Source organism: Bilifractor porci (assembly GCF_009696005.1).
Lineage (GTDB): Bacteria > Bacillota > Clostridia > Lachnospirales > Lachnospiraceae > Bilifractor > Bilifractor porci.
The window spans coordinates 1-18,787 of record NZ_VUMV01000011.1 but is presented as its reverse complement, the minus strand read 5'-3'; the positions used below and the strand labels follow the sequence as shown (position 1 = coordinate 18,787).

Genomic DNA, 18,787 nt, shown 5'->3' with positions numbered 1-18,787 from the left:
CGCATTTTTTACTGCTCTTGCAGCATTTCTTTTTGGTTTGCAGACGAGTGCGGAACTCCGCCACTCTCTGCAAAAGGCGGTCATTTCTGAATCCGATCCGCAGTTCTGCGGAAAGTTACCAAAGATACATACCGGGCACGGCGTAAGTGCGGTGGAATGACACACAGGGACAGAGCCCGTCTGCGGGGTCCTGTCGTGCTGTCCGGAATGTCAGACAGAGGGGAGGAGACATGCGGAAAACGAAATTTCCCCTGCAGAGGGCAGGCCCCTGACTGCCTCTGTGGGTACAAAAACGGCTGGATTTTAAGCAGCGGAAAGGAGAATTTATGAGAAACAAAGTAATTGCTTTCCTGGCGGCGGCGGTGATCTGTCTGACGACCGTTTCACCGGCGCCGGTATGGGCGGCGGAAGAGCCGGTCCGTACCATGTCGTCTGCAGGGGAGCAGACAGAGGACATCCGTTCCTCATCCGGTACGGACGAGGCGGAGGAACAGGTCAATACGGAAGAAATGTCCGTAGAACAGGGCGGAGCCGGAGAAGAGACTTCCGGAGAGAATCCGGAAGACGAAGGCGGAGCGGAGAGCGGAACCGTGGCCAGACCGGAAGCGGAGGTGCAGCAGGCAGAATCCTCTTCTGTTGAACAGGCACCCGCAGGCGTCCCGGAAGAAGAAACCGCGGAAATAACGACAGAGGAAACGGATCTTGTGGAAATGCGGGATCCGTCTGCCGGGGCGAAGCTTCCGGGCATCCGCAGGATAGCGGCGGGAGACCGGACCATTCGTGTGCGGATCACGGATGATCCCTCATACTACCGGTATTACGGAGGCTATCTGAAAAAACACGCAACGACAGACGGGGACTCTGTCTACTGTATGGAAAGGGTAAAGAGCTCCAGGGACGGCACATACACGCTTGCCTCCAACTACTGGGGGAACAGCCGGGCGGAAGCAGCCTGTTCCTATGTTCTGGGAAACGGCCAGTACAGGCTGGGGCAAAAAACACGGAATGCCGCTTATTCTACAGGGGATGGAAATTATGATTACGCCGTGACGCAGATGGCTGTCTGGGGTGTTCTGGACAAGTACGGGGTGCTGGTAGACACCGAGGGAATCGCCGGCGACCGCAATGCCGGCTTCAGCATCAATTATCGTGAGCTGACCACGGGACACGGGGTAAAGGATAAGGCGATGCAGCTGTTTCAGGACGCCATCGCGTACGCGGACGCGCATCCGGACGCGGCGTCTTATGTCACGCCGGAGGTAACTCTGGCTTCTCCGGCGGATATCTCCATGAAGGCGGACGGGAGCGGAAATTTTTACGCAACGGATGCCTATACATTGACAGCCAGATACGGGGCGGCGCCCGATGTCACCCTGACAGGGGATGTTCCTGCCGGGGCCACGGTGCAGAAGCTTCAGGAGAACGGATCCGGCTATACCTTCCGCATTGTTCTTCCCGCGGCTGCCGCCAAAGCGCTGGCCAGAGGCTATTCCTTCCAGGTACAGGCCGGAGCCGGGCAGACGCAGTACACGGCAAAGCTGTACCGCCTGTCATCCGGGCTGCAGGCATTTTCCCACGCGCTTGGAGCGGACATCACCAACCCGAATCCGGCCAGGGCGGATGTAAAAATTGTTCCGCCGTCCTGGATTCGTCTGAAAAAACAGAGTTCCGGGCCTGATCTGACGGAGTCCAATCCCTGCTACTCCCTGAAAGGAGCTGTTTACGGAGTCTTTTCAGATGAAAAGTGCACACAGGAGGTGGGGAGGCTCACCACGGATCAGGAGGGAAATACAGGTTCCTGCAGGGTTCCTTCTATTGGAACGTATTATGTAAAAGAGCTTCAGGCATCGCCGGGTTACCTTTTGGATGATACCATTTATCCGGTAAAGCTGTCGGCGGAGTATACCGAGAAGAATCCGTATGTCCTGCAGGCGCGGGAAATTCCCTGCAGTGATACGGCGGCGGTCGAAGTGAAAAAAAAGGACAGCGAGGGGAAGGACGCGCAGGGCGGCGCTTCCCTGGAGGGCACTCTTTTTACCGTCTGCTATTACAAGGGCTGGTTTACAAAGAAGGATCTGCCGCAGAGTCCGGACAGGACCTGGGTGCTGCAGACATTGCGGCAGCCGGACGGAACCTATCGTACAGCCATCTCCGATCAAAGAAACTACAGGCTGTCCGGCGACGGATTTTTTATCCTGGACGGCCGGGTGGTGCTTCCGCTGGGAACCATTACGGTAGAGGAGACCAGGGCGGCAAAAGGGTATCTGTTAGGAAATCATTATACGCTCAGCAGCTCCGGGCAGGGCGGCCGGGAAGTACAGGCAGACGGGAAATGTCTGGCACAGATCCGGCCGGGTACGGATGGAGGCGGGGCTTTGTCGGGCATCCTTACCTATGAAAACCAGGCCATCAGCGAAAACGGAATTACGGCAGCGGACGATGTTATACGGGGAGATCTGCAGTTTAAGAAGATTGATGAAAACGGAAAGCTGATGGCGGGAATCCCGTTCCTGATTACCTCCCGGACGACCGGGGAGCGCCATGTGGTTGTTTCGGATGAAAACGGGGTGGTCAGCACCAGTTCCCGGTACCGGAAGCACTCCTTCCGCACGAACAGCATGGACAAGTACACAGACGGAAAAACATTTACCGAGGAAGCAAAGCTCGACGGCACAGCGGGAATCTGGTTCGGAAGCGAAAAGGCGCTGGATGACCAGAGAGGAGCGCTTCTGTATGACAGTTATGAGATCCGGGAGCTGCAGTGCCGGGCAAATAAAGGAAAAGAGCTGGTTCTTGCCACTGCAGATATCCGGGACAACAACGGGACCGTGTGGCTGGATCCGGCTATGAATCCGGACATTGTGCTGAAAACCACGGCATTGGAAAAAACCACAGGCTCACATACGGCACCTGCGGACGCCTCGGTTACGATTGAGGATTCCGTCTCTTACAGCAGGCTGACACCGGGAAGAACCTATACGCTGCAGGGAAAACTGGTCAGAAAGGACGACAGGGATCAGGTTGTCGCGTCAGCTATAAAAACGTTCCGGCCTGAAAAATCCAAAGGGACGGTAACGGTAAATTTCGCACTGGATACCGCCGGTCTGGAAGGCACGGAGCTGGCTGTTGTGGAAAAACTGTACTGGGACGGGCTGGAAGTTGCGGAACACGCGGACCTTACGGATGAATCCCAGACAATCCGTGTTCCGGAGCTAAAAACCGTAGCAGCGGACGGCGGGACAGGTACACACACGGGAACTGTAGCGGAAAAGACAACGGTCGCAGACCGGGTTGTATACCGGGGGCTGGATCCGCATAGAAAATACACGCTGACAGGAACTCTGATGGACAAAGAGACGGGCGAAGCACTGAAGGACAGCGCGGGGAAACCGGTCACCGCAAAGCGGGTATTCCGGCCGGAGGCACCGGACGGAGAGGTGGTTCTTTCCTTCTCGCTGGATTCCTCCCTGTTTGCGGGAAAGTCGGCGGTTGCCTTTGAAACCGTGAAGGACGGAGAAATTACGGCAGCTGTTCACGCAGATATAAAGGACGAGAAACAGACGGTGCACTACCCGGATATCCGGACCGAAGCGGCGGACCGTACAACGGGAGGAAAGCTGGCGGCGGTAAGTGAAAAGACGGAGATCGTCGACCGGGTGCGCTATCGCAATCTTGTTGCGGATACCGCATATACCTTGAAAGGAACCCTGGTCGACAGGGAAACCGGAAAACCGGTTAAGGTAAACGGCAGGTCTGTATCCGCGGAAAAAACGTTTACACCGGCTTCGCCGGAGGGAACGGAGGAGATGTCCTTCACGTTTTCCGCGGCAGCGCTGGAGGGAAAGAGTCTTGTTGTATTTGAAAAGCTCTATCAGTCCGGAAGGGAGGTCGTTTCCCACGAAAATATCGAGGAGGAAGCGCAGACCGTCCGGCTGCCCGGGGTCAAGACTACAGCGGCAGACGGCCAGACGGATACGCACACAGGCATGGTGGCAGAAAAGGCGGCCGTCAGAGATCATGTCGTCTGCAGCAATCTTCTGGAAGGGAAAGACTACACGGTAAAGGGAACACTTGTGCGGAAAGATACGGGGAAGCCGCTGCAGAATGAGGACGGAACAGAGGTGACGGCACAGACATCCTTCCGGGCAGATAAAAAAGAGATGGAGGTGGATCTTGTCTTTTCCTTCTCATCAAAACTGCTGGCGGGAAAATCTGTGGTCGCATTTGAGACGCTTTATCTGGAGCAGACAGAGGTGAACACGCATGCGGATCTGAATGATGCGGATCAGACCGTATCGTATCCGTCTGTCAGCACGAAGGCTGATATCGGCGGGAAAAAGCAGGCGGAAGCCTCCGGAAAGACGACGCTGACCGATCATATTACCTGCAGGAATCTTGTTCCCGGAAATACTTACCGCCTGACGGGACACCTGTACAAAAAGACGGACGGAACCGTACTGAAGGAGAACGGCAAGGAGGTTACCGCGGAAAAGACCTTTACCGCCTCAGCGGAAGAGTGCGTGGTGGACATGGCATTTTCCTTTGATTCTCTGGCGCTGGGAGGACAGACGGTCGTCGTGTTTGAAGATCTGTATCAGGAGGATGTTCTTGTCGCTTCGCATGCGGATCTGAATTCCGCGGATCAGTCGGTAACGATTGTGGAGAAGAAGGCAAATCCGTCATCCGGGCCGGGCTCAGCCCCGAAGACCGGCGATATGTCGGCACCCCCGCTGTATGTCCTGATGCTCTCTGCATCTGCTGCGGCATTCCTGATACTTTATAAGAAAAGAAAGAAAACAGAGAACGGATAAAAAAGGAGGGCGAATGAGGAAGAAGCCGGGAAAAACTGCAGGAAGAATACTTACGGCGCTGCTGCTGGCTCTGTTTGTCTGGGCCGGCATCCGGGGCATGGCAGGCGGTTTCTGACTCTCGTTCCATGTCACAGAGAATCCTGAATCTTATCGGAATCATCTGCTGTTTACGAAGGATTGATTTTTCTTTTGCATACCCTTGCTTCTGAAAATCTCCCCGGATTGTTATCCTGCTTACAGGGAGGTGGCAGTAAATGACTGGCTTAAAGAAAAAGATTCTCTCCAACTAGGATCTTTAATGGGTCCGGAGGAAAGCACGGTCACACCGGAACAGATAATATCCGACAGCGCCCGGACAGCAATCCCCCGGCTGTGAATGGAAGTGGAAGAAAAATCGGAAATCGGAATCGGAAACGCGTTATAAAATCGGCTTAAAAAACGGCTATGTAAATTTACTGGTTGAAAATGGTTTTGTAACAAAACCTAGCCAAAACAGCCTTTGTAAAATTATTGGTTGAAAGTCAAAATTCATTCAGTGATTTTTGTAAAATAACTGGTTGAAATTTCACAAGCGCTGAGGTTGGCAAGAACTGATCTCGGCGCTGTTTTTTGTATAAAATATGGTTGAAAATAATCGCAGTATTGAGCCTGCCGCGCTGACAGGATATAATAGTTTCATCGGTATCCGGGTCCTTTATCATGGAGGGCACACCGATGAAAGACAAAATTCTCAAAATATACCGTTCTCCAGGCTGGACTGTCACCAGCGAAGTTCCTGTACTGCATATGCAAGGCAAATGGTTAGAGCAGCTCGGTTTCCATGCCGGAGACCATTATAAAATCACTGTCAGCAATGGCGGTCTTGTCATTACACCCATTTCGGGCACTAACACCAACACTCAAGCAACTTAATAACAAGGCTCCTGCCGCATAGCAGAAGCCTTAATGATGCCCGGATACCGATTTTTAATCATCCCATCCTATTCCGATCGGTGTTCCATCCGGGGAGAACGGGACGCCGATCTCCGCCAATAATGCCATCGCATCGGTTTCATCAAAATCATCATTTGGCAATGCGATATTTCTCGGATCTCTATTACCCGTATCCTGCATATATTCCTTTCGGAGCTCGGCCCTCCTGTTCTTGGATTTTCTGGAATACGTCTTATAGGACATGTCGTACTTCATGAACAGCCAGGATGACAGTGTCCCGGCCTTATGGTAGTCTTCTCCCTCACAGTGGATCCGCACCATTTTTGATGGGCCTGTAACGGAGCTGTCACGTTTTGGCATATTTACAAACTTTTGGTCACTGTGAACTCTGCTCATGGCGCCTCCTTTATTCATCATTGATGAGTGATTGTAGATATTCTTTCAGCTGTTTCACTTTTTCGATCTCAGCCTGCCCCTGACCGATTTTCGGATACAGTGTGTCAATCACACCATTGAGCACATCGCTGATCTCATTTGGGACCCGCATGCTTCGACTGCCGGATGGAAAGCGCGGCGGTCTGCCGCCCTTCGGTGTCGGAGCTCTTGACGGCTGTTTTTCCTTCTTGGCAGCCTTTACTTTAACGACCTTTTGTGGCTGTCGCTGTTCCGCTTCTGGAACTACCAGGTTTGCCTCAGTGACAGGTTTTTCGGCAGTCTTTTCCGATTTCTCCGGTTCTGTTTCCGGAAGATACTTTTCGGGATGGTCCAGACGGTCATAGAACTCGATGACCAACGGGTCCACCATCAGATTGAATTTCTGAATACGATGGTCAAGATATAAGTGATCAATGCTCCTTACGCGGGACAGAGCAACGTAAAGCTGCCCGGAGGCCTTGCAGTATGGATCGAGGTTTACATAGTCGTATGTCTGTCCCTGACTCTTGTGAATAGTCACCGCATATGCAGGTCGAACAGGAAACTGCCGATAAGTTCCCAGGATGTGACGTTTCAGAACGTCGTTCTCTACGACATATTCATAGATATTGTAGGTCTGCCGGTAGAAGATCTGGGAACCTCCTTCATCGAGCTTGACAGCAACATAGTCCTTTTCCGGATGTTCCTCATCGTGTTGAATAGACACAATCGTTCCCGTACTTCCGTTGTGATATTGCGGCCTTCGGTCAGTGATAAACCTTCGGAACGACTCCGGATCCTCGGAAACGTCAGTGTCATTGTCGTTAATGGTGATGATGACCCTGGCCTGTTCCTTGAGATACAGGGATTTTGGTACGTCTTTGATATCCATGCGCCTGAGCGAGTCATCAAAGAGGGTATCAAATCTGTACATATCGCCCGAGAGCTGCTCGAGATGACGCATATTCTCTTCATCGACAGCTTTATTTGTGCAGTACAGATGCACGGCATTCGGGAAGTGCTGCCTTGCTGATTTACTGTTAAAATAAGCGAGGCAGGATGTATCGCCCATTCTGCACTCATTCAGGTGTTCCTGAAAGTCTGTGTCCCCCTGCCGGACGATTTCAGTCAGCTTTGCTGTCTGGAAATTGCATTTATACCAGTATTCTCCCATAAAAGCGAATGGGATACGGATCGTCTTTTTATAGTAATCCTCCAGCACATCGCGCTCTCCATGGTCGTTATTCAGGATCGGAGGCAGCTGTCCGAAATCTCCGCAGACGATAAGCTGTTTCTTCCTGCCGGATTTTTCTTCAGCCTTGTGGATCGAGGCAACGACAGAGTCAAACAGATCCATCCTGCACATGGACACTTCGTCAATAATGATCACGTCAGCAAGCTGGACTTCAGCTGGAGCACGCTTGACGATACTCCTGTTTTTCGGGGTAATACATGCACTGGTAGGGAAGCGGAAGACTTTGTGTATCGTAGAGCCGCCTATTAGAGACGCAGCTGTCCCGGTATACGAGCAGACGATAACGGCTTTCCCGTTTCTTTTTAAGCCTTCGACAATCATACGAAGAGTATGGCTTTTACCTGTCCCTGCCCCGCCTGTAATGAACAGCGGCTTTCCTGACATTGCCATAGCATAGGCAGACCGTTGTTCTTTGTTCAGTTTATTCAAACAGATCTCGAAATCATCCATTCGCTTCTCCGCGTATCAATCTAAGATTTCTCCGGTTTCCGGATCGAACGCAGTACCTTCTGTACCGTCGGCGCTGTCCATATGGAATACAGGGCCGTTCTCCGGAATGACAGGTCCAATCAGCAGGTTTCCACTCTTCATCAGCGCATTCAGGTTAGCTTTTCGATACAATGTACGCGCCCGAAGGACATCGAATGAGTAGCCTCGTCCAGACAGATTGTTCTCACGTATCAGCCGGTTCGTACATTCTGTAAAACCGTTGCTGATCGCAATAGGACAATCCCAATAGTTGAATATCTGCTCGTAGAAGTGATGTACCGTCCCCGCAAGTTCCTTGAATTTATGGAATAATTCATCGTCAGGGACTTTTTTTTCCCATTCTGCGAACGCTTTCTGAGCGTTCTCCTTAGATGTTGGATTTTCGTCATAGATCTCAAAAAACTCTTCCTTCAGGTCATAAGCCTGCATCATAGGCTTATAGCGCTCGGCCTTTCGGCATGCACGCAGCTTTGATGCGTCTTCCGGCGCCAGGTCTCTTTCACGCATTTTCAGCGTGTATGCAAGGCCTTTCTTGGTATCGATGCGTTCGCGCTTACTCATGCTGTCCTGCACACGTTTACGCACTTCATCGACTGCCTCATTTGCCTTCATGACTACATGGAAGTGGTCGATCGCCCATCTGGCGTTCGGCATCGCGTCTCCTATAGTTTTCTGGAATGGGCGGTACATATCGGAGCACACCCACAGGACTTTGTCTCTGTCTGGCATATTCATGAAATATTCGGTAAGTGTCTTCTGATTTCTGCCGTTCAGCATGTCGTAAAGGGTATGGTGTTCAAGGTCTGTGATGACGGTCACTTCACCGATCTTCTTGATCTTGATCTCATCGATACCAATGAATGTAGGAGTTCGGAAGTGCATCGTGCCTTCCTTTTCCTGCATGAAATCGGTAAAAATGTTCCGTATGGTCATCTTGGTCAGCAGGTAATCCTCTGCGACGGAACTGAATGTTGTCTTCAGAGACCTCTGTGCTATATCAAGATAAGCCCGCTTGGTCATTTTGTGGTTTTCATCTATATCGGACAGTTCCGGCTGCCATATTTCCTTGCATTGGGAACAGCGCATTCTCGGAAGAATGATCGTCCATTTGGCAGGCTTTCCGATCACTGGCGTATCCGTAATGTTCAGTTTCCGGCTCCCATGTTTATACATCTTCCCGCCGCATTTCGGACAGACCTGTTGGAGCGGCCCTGTGTATCCGCATGTTATCTGGTTGTATTCTATGCCGTCTTTGAACTTGGGTTCCATCGCTATGATGTTCGTGTTCTCCAACTGGAAAGGCGTTGTCATACTTGCCATTACTTTTCCTCCAGTCAAGAAAAAGGCTGTATTTCAAGCCCTTTTCTCAATGTATATGTACTCTGCAACGGACTTATTTTTTCTTTGGATGAGCTTCCAGATACTTTAAGAGATCCGGCAAATCCAGTCTCCTGTTCGTATCCACAAGGTCATAAATGATGTCTGCAAGAGGTTTCCATGCCTGCGGATCCTTGACGATCTTATCGGCAAGCGCACCCATATCGTTCTGTTTCAGGGCAATGGCCGCCAGTTTGATAATACTTTCAAGACGGCCGTCAGCAATGATGGCTTCCTTTGAATTCGTGCTGTTGCGGATCTGTATACGGCTGACGTCATCAGCTGATACATAGTCGGCAATGGCGTTGATGGTACGCGCTCCGGTGACAGGAGAGACATCCTCGCCCCATACTTCGTTGATACGGGATACGATCTCTTTCAGAGACTCCTGTTTTGAACTGTGTCCCGTACCGCCTGCCCGCATCGGTTTCAGGGCTGCACCTTCAGGATCGTCTTTCTGTACATCCAGCGCATTGATACGGTAATCAGAAAGGACAAGGCTGCTTACGTCGATGTCACCGAGCGGAGTTCCTGCAATACGATGGCGCAGGAGCTTTGCAAAGCCCTCAAATGCCTCCAGATCCGGATCATCAAGGTCAACGATCTGAGAGATGTAATTATACGCGGAGCAATACTTCCGAAGGTCTTTGCGGAAGCCCATCAGCTCATCAAGCGCTTCACCGATATCTTTCAGCTTTACATCAGCCTGCTTGAAAAGTTCGGCGTTCCCATCCTGTTCAGCTTTCTTTCTGACGCTGCTCCATGTAGAATAAGCCGCCTGCTGTGCCTTTACGCTGTCGTTCCATCTGTCAGCCGGGGCGGATACAACGCTGAGAAGAGTTTTTCTGTAACTGTCCTGATTTTTGCTGATGGACACCACGGCTTTAACACGCTCTGTCTTATAATCCTGAAACTCACTGTCCGTATAAATACCCGCATTATCCAGTTTCTTCTTGATCTCGTAGATGACTTCGAGGCTCTGAGCGTGCTCCATAGTCGCCCCGTTGTCGTACTTCTTAAATGCACGCAGGACGGTCTCAGGGTCGTTGACAAAGTCGATGATATATACGTGATCCTTTCCCGGGAAAGTGCGGTTCAGACGGCTGTAGGTTTGCACGATCTCGATATCGTTGGCGATCTTCTTATCGATGTACATGGCGCACAGCTTTGGCTGGTTGAAGCCCGTCTGGAACTTGTTCGCGACGATAAGGATACGGTTCTTCGCTTCATCAAAAGCATTCTCGACTGTCTGATAGCCGAGGTCATTCATGTTGTCTTCTGTGTAGTCATAATCCCGTTTGATCAGCGCAAACGGGTTCTCTTTCAGATAGTCAAATTCATCTACGACAGACTCATCGTCTTTCGTGATGGCCTTTTCACCTTTTACCTTACCGGAAAAGGCTACGAGCGGTTCACCTGGAACCTTGAACTGAAGATGTGGTTCGATCTTGTCGCGGTCATATTCCGGATGGGTATTCAGATACGCCTCAATAGCATATTTGTAACGAATAACAGAGGCCCTGGAAGAGGTCACGACCATTGCCTTTGCCTGTCCGTCAAGCATAGCTGCCACATTTTTGATGAAGTGCTCCACGATAAATTCAGCCTTACTCATGACGTTGGTGGGGTGCAGAGACTGCCATCTGGCGATGGTCCTGACAGCCGCACGTTCATCTACAAGGGTGTCCGGCACGACCTCTTCCTTGAGCCTGTAAGCGGTCTTGTAAGGCATATATCCACGCAGTACGTCAACGATATATCCCTCTTCAATAGCCTGCCGCATCGGATAAAGATGGAAGCTCTCCGGGATAGGAAGCCCGGTCTTGTCATCCATCTGGTCACCAGGACGTCCGAAGATCGTCTTTGTTTCAGCTTTCGGAGTGGCTGTAAAGGCGAAGAAGGATACATTGGCAGGCATCTCTCTGCCGGACTGCATCTGACGGAAGTACGCGTCAATGGCATCTTCATCCGTCATCTCTTCAAGGGTATCCTTGGTGAGTTTCTGTTTGTCGGCATCAGCCGCGAACTTCAGTGCTGCGCGCATCTTTGCAGAGAATGTCCCTCCCTGGGAAGAGTGCGCCTCGTCGATCAGTACGGCGAAATTGGAACCGATCAGATCCTTGTCATTGGCGATCGCGTCCATCGCAAACGGGAACGTCTGAAGGGTCACGACGATGATCTCGCGTTTCTCATGCATTGCCTGCATAAGCTGCTTAGACTTTGCCCCATCGGTCTTCTTCGTACCGTCACCGCCCACCATTTCAATAAGGCCGACAGTCTTTTTCAGCTGCTTGATGGTCTTTTTGATATTTGTATCCAGACCGACACGGTCAGTTACTACAATAACAGAGGAAAACTCACGGTCTCCCTTATCTGTCATCAGACGGATCAGCTCGTGGGCGATCCATGTGATCGTCTCAGTTTTTCCGGAACCTGCGGAATGCTCAATGAGATACCGCTGTCCGGGACCATTCTTCTTCACATCATCGATGCACTTTGTCACACAGTCCCACTGGTGGAAACGAGGGAAGATCTGTGTGCGAACTTCCCTGATTCTTCCTGAAAGGTCTTCTTTTTTGGAAACTTCCTCAAATACGAAGTTATGGAAGATGCGGATCCAGTGTTCTTTCCTGCAGATCTCATTCCAGAAGTATCCGGTCGGATAATCCGTATCATCTTTCTGCATCGGCGGGTTTCCTGCATGTCCGTCGTTTCCTTTGTTAAACGGAAGAAACTTCGGAGTCTGTGGTTCCAGATTGGTACACATGTAGATCTCGCTCTCAGAAATGGCGAAGTGGACCACAGCGCCGCGCTTGTACATCAGCAAATAATTCCTGCGGTTTGTTCCCGGCTCGATGGGGCGGCGTTCCTTCTGATACTCCAGAATGGCATCCTGCACGCTCTGCGTGAAGTCTGTCTTGATCTCTGCCGTAGCGACAGGGATGCCGTTGATAAAGAATACAAGGTCAAGAGACTTGTTTCCTGCGGTCTGATAGTGGACCTGGTGCATCACACGAAGGATGTTCTTATCATACAGTTCCTTCTGTTTCGGAAGGCGCGGATCATCCGGATAATGACCGGAACAGACGATGGTCTGATATCCTGCCATCGGAAATCCGTCACGCAGCGTCAGTACCGTTCCGTCGTTTTCCAGGGATTTGACAAGGGCAAGCCGAAGGTTATTCTCCCAATTGGCTCCCATGTTTTTCTGCATCTTTGACACCTTATCGGGGGCAGTAGCAGTAAGGTATTCGATGAAATCTGACATATACAGGGCTGTGTTCGGGTCGAAGCCTGTATCGTCTTTGCTGACACGCCAGCCGTCCGTGCTACCCAGTTCCTGCAGTTTTCTTGCAATATAATCTTCGAAGTTTGCTTCAAGATGAATTGTCTCTTTCATGATCTAGCTCCAATAATCTAATGGTTTTCGGCGGTTACCGTTTCAGCAAGGGAGCCGGGATACCGGCTCCGCTACTCAGACGGCAACCACAAAGTTATTTATCGTCCTTGTTGCCTGCGTACTCGTCATTGTTCGGATTGCACTGGTCGGCGTGATTGTTCAGATTAGCCTGATAAGCATCATTGTTCGGGTTATTCTGGTTCGCATAATCATCAAGCTGTGCCTGCGTGTGTGTGTATCCGGATATGCCACCTTTACTCATTGTACTTCACCTCCTTCAGTTCTGCAGTCGATCTTTCCTGTAACTGCATTGTAAATAAGAGATTGTTTGTATTCCTGAAGTTTTTCAATAATAACTTTATGTTGTGCAATACTTTCTAAAATCTTTTCGCATACATTATCAAGGTATTGTACAATATTATTTTGTTCTTGCCTCTCTTTAGGAATAGGCAGTACAAAATTTTTAATATCATCCAGAGATAATTCGGGTCTAGTTGCCTTCTGTGAAGCATAAATCCACATCTGATGATAGCCATATTCAGAACTCAAAACATAGAAAATATATTTTGGATTATATCTTGGTGATACTGTAATTTTGCCCACATGGGATGTTGTATTAGACATAGGAATTGTCTCTGGCACAATAGCTGTCTTACCAATCGTTGCTCCAGTTTTTGCGAATAAAACATCATTTGGTTGTAAAGTGCTATTCACTATTTTCATATTGTCGTTCTCAGAAATATAAACGACATTATCGATACTTAGTGGAGTACCCCATCCCAGATTTTGCACTCGAATATAAGGAATACCATGATTTTTATACATATCTGTTTTTATAATACCGTGGTCGCCATCGCCCAAAGCATAAGGATGGCGAGTGTCGACAATATGTGGCAATCTTATTAATTTCCATTCTTTAGGAATAATCGGCAATCTGTTATTTCCAGTCATTGCCATCTCCACATTTGGATTTAACCCCTTCGTCACCGCCTGCGTAATCACGGATTTCCTGTATTCTTCCAGTTTTTCAATAATCTGCTGATGGAGGGAAATGGTAGCATCAATATTAGTGCTGATTTTATCAATAAATGCAATGATGTTTTGTTGTTCCTCAACAGGAGGAACCGGTATTTTCATATTGCGATAATCAGTTTGTGTCATGCTTGGCAGAGTTGTTTGTGTAACATATCGTGCATAGTCGAAATTTTGAGCCAAGTAATAATAATATTTTGGAAGCAAATCGTTTGAAATTACAGATGCATCGAATGCGGTATCGACGTTCCAAAACTTCCCTTCAATGTAACGTGGATTTGAAATACTTCCTTTTCTACCTAAAAGAACGGCAGGCCCAAGTTTATATTCGCCACATGTTCGGAAACTTTTATTTCCACTTCCATACACTGGCACATCCCCTTCTGCTTTAGGGTCAGATCCATTGTTTATACGAACATGAAATTTCGCTTTGTTACATATCCACTCTTTGGGGATCATGCCCGCCCATCCTAAACGACTGTTTTTCATTTTTCTCGTCATTTAAGAAATTCCTCCTCAAATGATCCAAGCCCTTTTTCCAGCTCGATGATCTCTTTTGCAATTTCTTCCGGCTTACGAGGCTCTTCATAATGATAGAAGTAGTTATTGAAGGAAATGTTCGTTCCTACAACTCCAATCTTGCCATCTTGCAACGGACCACTGTCACGTACAGACTCATCTATCCAGGTCTCAGGGGCATACGGCAGGACTTCCGTCTGCATATAGTTATCAAACGACTGCAGGAATGGAATATTCTCTGTATCCTTCAGTTCAGGATCAGGGATATAATTGCCGTTCCTGTCTTTTACTGCCGGGAATTTCGGATCTCTTACACCGAAGGCATCAACGATGGCTTTTGACAGCACACCGGCGGTTACATTCGGAGAGGTCATAGCTTTGCGGGCGTCCTTCGCGAACTTATCCTGCCATCCATAGGCGTTCTCGGAATGCTGAGACATTGCTGCTGTCAGTTCACTCTCCAGAACTCGTTTGTTGTCATCAGACAGCTTTGCCAGACCCTTTGGCAGGTTTTTCAGAAATGCGTCGATCTTGTCTGATGTCAGCACAATCTTCATATGAAGAGGCTGCTGTGTAGTCACCTTACGGTACATAAAGTCGGTATACGGAACGATCACGCTGTGTTCGTTGACCTTTCCATTGACGTAAGTATCGATGATCCAGTCCCGCTGTTCCTCTGAGATCTCGTAACGTTTGTTTCCGAGGCTTTTCCGCATCGGTACTTTCATCTCTGAAGCGTCGATCAGCTGAATATAGCCTTTGCGGTTCTCCGGCTTATTGTTCGTTAGTACCCACAGATACGTGTTGATGCCGGTCCGGAAAAATTCTTGCGTCCCGAGCTTGATGATGCAGTCGATGTAATCTTTTTCAAAGAGCCAACGGCGGATATTGGAACATCCGGACCCAGCGTCTCCTGTGAAGAGAGGAGAGGCCGACAGTACGATACCTGCACGTCCACCGCCTTCAGATACAGGTGCGAACTTGCTGCAGACATTCTGAAGGAAGAGCATAGAGCCGTCACTGATAGGAGGCAGCCCTGCGCCAAAGCGTCCATTAAACCCAAGACGATTGCTTTCTTCCTCAACATCCTCCTTTTCTTTCTCGAATTTTTTACCGTATGGCGGATTAGTTAGCTGAAAGTTGAACGTTGAGGACGGGTACTTATCGTCAGAAAGAGTATCCCCGTATGCAATATGTGCTGATAAGTCTTTGATGGAGTCATAAATGTCAGAGTCAGCATTGTCGATATTTCGCAGAAGCAAAGATGCTTTACAGAGTGCCCATGACTCAGCTTCAATCTCCTGACCATACGGAACGATAAGGGCGGGAGCTTTCATTTTCTTGTCGGCATGCCATTCGTCCAACTGTTCCAGAGCATCAGTAATGAACCCACCCGTTCCGGCGCAGCCGTCGTACAAGGTGCGGATAATGCCTTTGTCGCTGTTCATTAACTCATCATCATTAGCGAACACACAGCCCACTGCCAGGCGGACAATATCCTTCGGAGTCATGAAATCCTCCGCGTCCTCCGCGATCTCTTCACCATATCGCTGGATCAAATGTTCGTAGATATCAGACATCATTCGGTCAGAGACCGTTTCCGGTGAGAGATCAAAGGCACTGAACTTCTGGCAGACCATGTAAAGCATTCCGTGTTCCTGAAGTGTCTTGCAAGTTTCTTCCATCTTGAACTTAACAAGGATCTCCCGGGCATTTGGACTGAAACCGTTGATGTATTCAGTAAGAGCATCGAGTGTATTGGACGCCCCAAGATTGTTCAGACGGAAATTTGTAATATTGTAAAACGCTTTTCGGGAAGATTGGCAGTAGTTATCGCTTTCGCGGCCCCACTCGGCCTCATGCTGGGCAAATGCGTCAAGTACGGCATCTCTTGTTGGCTCCAGAGCACATTCCAGTCTGCGGAGCAGTGTGAACGGCAGGATAACCCTATTGTATTCAGAACGCTTAATAACATCGCGAACATAGTCAGCAATGTTCCAGATCTCATTTACATAGTCGAATGAATTATTGTTGGTTGCGTCAGACATTTCAGTTCTCCTTCGGTATTTTTTGGCTGCCGTAACGGTCAGGCTTTCAACCAAAAATTATACAAAAAATCCCTGACTACATTATAGCATGTAGCCAGGAATTTTCAACCAAATATTTTACAAAATATTCTGAACGGATTTTATTTTTCAACCAAATGGCATTCCTGATGGTTTTGTTACAAAACCTCTGTTTGCGGTCTTTTCAACCACTTATTTTACATAGCCTAAAAAACTTGCGCATTTGGGGAAAATGCTTTATACTTGACGAGTCAGCAGGTCAGGGATCTGCTGACTAATGGCCCGGTGGCTCAGCTGGTTAGAGCGCCGCCCTGTCACGGCGGAGGTCGTCGGTTCGATCCCGATCCGGGTCGCTTTTGTAGGCACATAGGTGGTCAGATGGTCGCTTATGTGTCTTTTTTTATCAGTATTTTAGAGGGGATTTTCATGGCAGAGGAAAAAGAGTGGTACAGGCTGGATAATGCGGCGAAAATTATTCCGGCCACAATGACTGGCGCAGATACCCGCGTGTTTCGTCTGGTATGTGAGCTGAAGGAGGAAGTCGATCCTGACGTTCTTCAGGAGGCGCTGGAGGATTCTCTCCGGGAGTACCCTTATATGAACTGCTGCATGAGAAAGGGCGTATTCTGGTATTACCTGGACGAGCTGAAGACGAAGGCTGTTGTCCAGAAGGATTCCCAGCCGGCGCTGCAGGCGCTCTACCGGTCCGGGAGAAAGAATCTTCTGTACAGGCTGTGCTATCTGGACAGAAGGATTGTCCTGGAAATGTTTCATGTTCTTTCCGACGGAACCGGCGGGTTTATGTTCTTTGAACATATCGTGTCATGTTATCTGATACGGAAGCATCATATCGACCCGTCCCGAATCAAGGCAGGAAGCTCCTCCGTGGAGGAAAGGCAGCAGGATGCCTTCAGCCAGTTTTATGAGAAGGGAAAATCGAAAAAACGGAATTTTCTCAAGGAGATGTTTCCGGTAACGGCATACCGCCTGCGCGGGAGAGAGGACGATAACCTGCAGGAGCATCTGATTGAGGGAACGGTTTCTGCGGCACAGGTCGTGGAGCTTGCGCATCGTTTTCATGTGACGGTGGGAGTCCTGGTTACCTCTCTCTGGGTGGAAGCAATTCTGAAACAGATGCGTCATTCAGAGTACGAGAAGCCGGTTGTTGTCAGTGTTCCGGTCAATCTGCGCCAGTTTTTCCCGTCAGAGACCGCCAGAAATTTCTTCGGAGTCATCAATGTTGCGTATGACCCCAGGCAGTATGACGGGAATCTCGAAAGCATTCTGAGCGTTATCGATACTGCGTTTCAGAAGGAACTGACGCCCGAAAAGGTGCAGGCAACCATGAATTCCTATGCGGAGCTGGAGCACAATTATGCGGTGAAGCTGATACCTCTTCCGCTGAAGGAAATCGGACTCATGGGAATCACTCATATGATGAACCGCGGGGTGACAACCTCGGTTTCCAATGTGGGCAAGGTGGTTCTCCCGGAAGAGCTGGATCCGTATGTGGAAAAATTCTGCAGCTTCATGGCGTGCAAGACTATTTTTGTATGCATCAGTACCTTTCATGATCACATGGTATTCGGGATAACCTCCTGTTTTGAAAGGCACCCGACTGCCTGCAGTTTTTTCCGGAGACTGACGGAGCTCGGTGTCCGGGTGGAAATCGCGACCAATGACTGGGACAGGGAGGCGGAATAAATGCAGACTTGCAAGAGATGCCACGTTCAGATCCGGGGCGACAAACGGGTGTGCCCGCTCTGCGGAAGCCCGCTCTCCGGGACGCCGGAAAAGAGTCCGTTCCCGATTCTGAAAAAAAGAATATTTACAAGGCTGCTGATCCTGCGCACTGCTCTTTTTTTGATGATTGCGGTTCTGATTATTCTGCCGGTCATGCAATATTTTGCCGGACGGCCTCTGCCCTGGGTTCCGCTGGCCATGATAAGCGCGGTGATCGGCTTTGCGGATATCAGTTTTACCTTGTATTACAGAAACAATGCGTTAAAGACGATTCATGTCCAGCTTTATCTCGGAATTTTTGTCTGCCTGATCGTGGATAAATTTACCGGGTGGCACCGCTGGTCCGTCACCTGGGCCGTGCCGGCGATATTCCTCGGTCTGATCGCGGGGACGATCCTGACAGGACTGATCCTTCGGGCAGCGCTGCAGGATTTTGTACTGTATATTCTGCTGGATACCCTGCTCTCCGCAGTCCAGATCCTGTTCCTCTGCCTGGGATGGAATACCAATCCCGTATTTGCGGTCTGCAGCATCGTCGCGGAAATATTGTTTTTCCTGGGAATCCTGATCTTTCGGTGGCGCGATTTCAAATCCGCCTCCGAGCGCTACTTTAATGTATAAGTCCAGTCGCAATGGATTTGCCCGCGGGGAGTTTACTCACCGTAGGGCAAAGACAATAGCGACGACAACAAGAATGAGCATGAAGCCGTGAGAAACACGGCGGAAATGCGAATGCTTGTTAGCGATG

At 49.6% G+C, this 18,787-nt stretch carries 11 protein-coding genes and 1 tRNA gene; 5 read left to right on the top strand and 7 right to left on the bottom strand.

Translation table 11 applies throughout. The annotated features are described in order from the left end of the window. Positions 1-326 precede the first annotated feature (326 nt). A complete protein-coding gene (locus FYJ60_RS11770) occupies positions 327-4,811 on the top strand; it encodes a VaFE repeat-containing surface-anchored protein (RefSeq protein WP_154458872.1) in 4,485 nt (1,494 codons plus the stop codon). A 714-nt stretch (positions 4,812-5,525) separates the two neighbouring features. Then, positions 5,526-5,723 carry a SymE family type I addiction module toxin gene (locus FYJ60_RS11765; protein ID WP_205839093.1) on the top strand — a complete coding sequence of 66 codons (198 nt, stop codon included), beginning with the start codon at positions 5,526-5,528 and terminating at the stop codon, positions 5,721-5,723. A 54-nt stretch (positions 5,724-5,777) separates the two neighbouring features. Here the strand turns inward: FYJ60_RS11765 and FYJ60_RS11760 are convergent, their stop codons facing one another. The 7 genes from FYJ60_RS11760 to FYJ60_RS11735 all read right to left on the bottom strand — a co-directional run bounded on the left by FYJ60_RS11760 (position 5,778) and on the right by FYJ60_RS11735 (position 16,278). Beyond that, positions 5,778-6,140, bottom strand: coding sequence for a hypothetical protein (locus FYJ60_RS11760; protein WP_154458870.1), 363 nt, complete (start codon positions 6,138-6,140; stop codon positions 5,778-5,780). A 10-nt stretch (positions 6,141-6,150) separates the two neighbouring features. Beyond that, positions 6,151-7,863, bottom strand: a complete 1,713-nt coding sequence (locus tag FYJ60_RS11755) for an ATP-dependent DNA helicase (RefSeq protein ID WP_154458869.1) — start codon at positions 7,861-7,863, stop codon at positions 6,151-6,153. A gap of 15 nt (positions 7,864-7,878) precedes the next feature. After that, entirely contained in the window at positions 7,879-9,222 is a 1,344-nt protein-coding gene (locus FYJ60_RS11750; RefSeq protein WP_154458868.1) for an ISL3 family transposase, read from the bottom strand. A gap of 73 nt (positions 9,223-9,295) precedes the next feature. Continuing rightward, positions 9,296-12,679 carry a DEAD/DEAH box helicase family protein gene (locus tag FYJ60_RS11745; protein WP_154458867.1) on the bottom strand — a complete coding sequence of 1,128 codons (3,384 nt, stop codon included), beginning with the start codon at positions 12,677-12,679 and terminating at the stop codon, positions 9,296-9,298. Between the two features lie 94 nt (positions 12,680-12,773). Beyond that, complete coding sequence (locus tag FYJ60_RS12500; RefSeq protein WP_205839092.1) at positions 12,774-12,941, bottom strand: hypothetical protein; 168 nt, start codon at positions 12,939-12,941, stop codon at positions 12,774-12,776. Next, positions 12,938-14,212: a restriction endonuclease subunit S gene (locus FYJ60_RS11740; RefSeq protein WP_154458866.1), complete on the bottom strand. Its 1,275-nt coding sequence runs from the start codon at positions 14,210-14,212 to the stop codon at positions 12,938-12,940. The genes FYJ60_RS12500 and FYJ60_RS11740 overlap by 4 nt, the downstream gene beginning before the upstream one ends. Next, positions 14,209-16,278, bottom strand: a complete 2,070-nt coding sequence (locus tag FYJ60_RS11735; RefSeq protein ID WP_154458865.1) for a type I restriction-modification system subunit M — start codon at positions 16,276-16,278, stop codon at positions 14,209-14,211. The genes FYJ60_RS11740 and FYJ60_RS11735 overlap by 4 nt, the downstream gene beginning before the upstream one ends. 297 nt (positions 16,279-16,575) lie before the next feature. On the opposite strand from FYJ60_RS11735, the gene FYJ60_RS11730 reads away from it, so the two are divergent. The 3 genes from FYJ60_RS11730 (at position 16,576) to FYJ60_RS11720 (ending at position 18,660) form a co-directional block, all read left to right on the top strand. Then, positions 16,576-16,649 (top strand) — tRNA-Asp (locus FYJ60_RS11730). Positions 16,650-16,722: 73 nt separating this feature from the next. Then, on the top strand, positions 16,723-18,000 hold the full coding sequence (locus tag FYJ60_RS11725; RefSeq protein ID WP_154458864.1) for a hypothetical protein: 1,278 nt from the start codon (positions 16,723-16,725) through the stop codon (positions 17,998-18,000). After that, the gene (locus FYJ60_RS11720) at positions 18,001-18,660 is read left to right on the top strand and encodes a DUF6320 domain-containing protein (RefSeq protein ID WP_154458863.1); all 660 of its coding nucleotides are present in this window, start codon (positions 18,001-18,003) and stop codon (positions 18,658-18,660) included. Positions 18,661-18,787 lie beyond the last annotated feature (127 nt).

Coding starts and splice junctions, on each gene's coding strand:
- FYJ60_RS12500 (WP_205839092.1), bottom strand. CDS start 12,941: ATGAGTAAAGGTGGCATATCCGGATACACACACACGCAGGCACAGCTT.
- FYJ60_RS11745 (WP_154458867.1), bottom strand. CDS start 12,679: ATGAAAGAGACAATTCATCTTGAAGCAAACTTCGAAGATTATATTGCA.
- FYJ60_RS11770 (WP_154458872.1), top strand. CDS start 327: ATGAGAAACAAAGTAATTGCTTTCCTGGCGGCGGCGGTGATCTGTCTG.
- FYJ60_RS11755 (WP_154458869.1), bottom strand. CDS start 7,863: ATGGATGATTTCGAGATCTGTTTGAATAAACTGAACAAAGAACAACGG.
- FYJ60_RS11750 (WP_154458868.1), bottom strand. CDS start 9,222: ATGGCAAGTATGACAACGCCTTTCCAGTTGGAGAACACGAACATCATA.
- FYJ60_RS11735 (WP_154458865.1), bottom strand. CDS start 16,278: ATGTCTGACGCAACCAACAATAATTCATTCGACTATGTAAATGAGATC.
- FYJ60_RS11725 (WP_154458864.1), top strand. CDS start 16,723: ATGGCAGAGGAAAAAGAGTGGTACAGGCTGGATAATGCGGCGAAAATT.
- FYJ60_RS11765 (WP_205839093.1), top strand. CDS start 5,526: ATGAAAGACAAAATTCTCAAAATATACCGTTCTCCAGGCTGGACTGTC.
- FYJ60_RS11740 (WP_154458866.1), bottom strand. CDS start 14,212: ATGACGAGAAAAATGAAAAACAGTCGTTTAGGATGGGCGGGCATGATC.
- FYJ60_RS11720 (WP_154458863.1), top strand. CDS start 18,001: ATGCAGACTTGCAAGAGATGCCACGTTCAGATCCGGGGCGACAAACGG.
- FYJ60_RS11760 (WP_154458870.1), bottom strand. CDS start 6,140: ATGAGCAGAGTTCACAGTGACCAAAAGTTTGTAAATATGCCAAAACGT.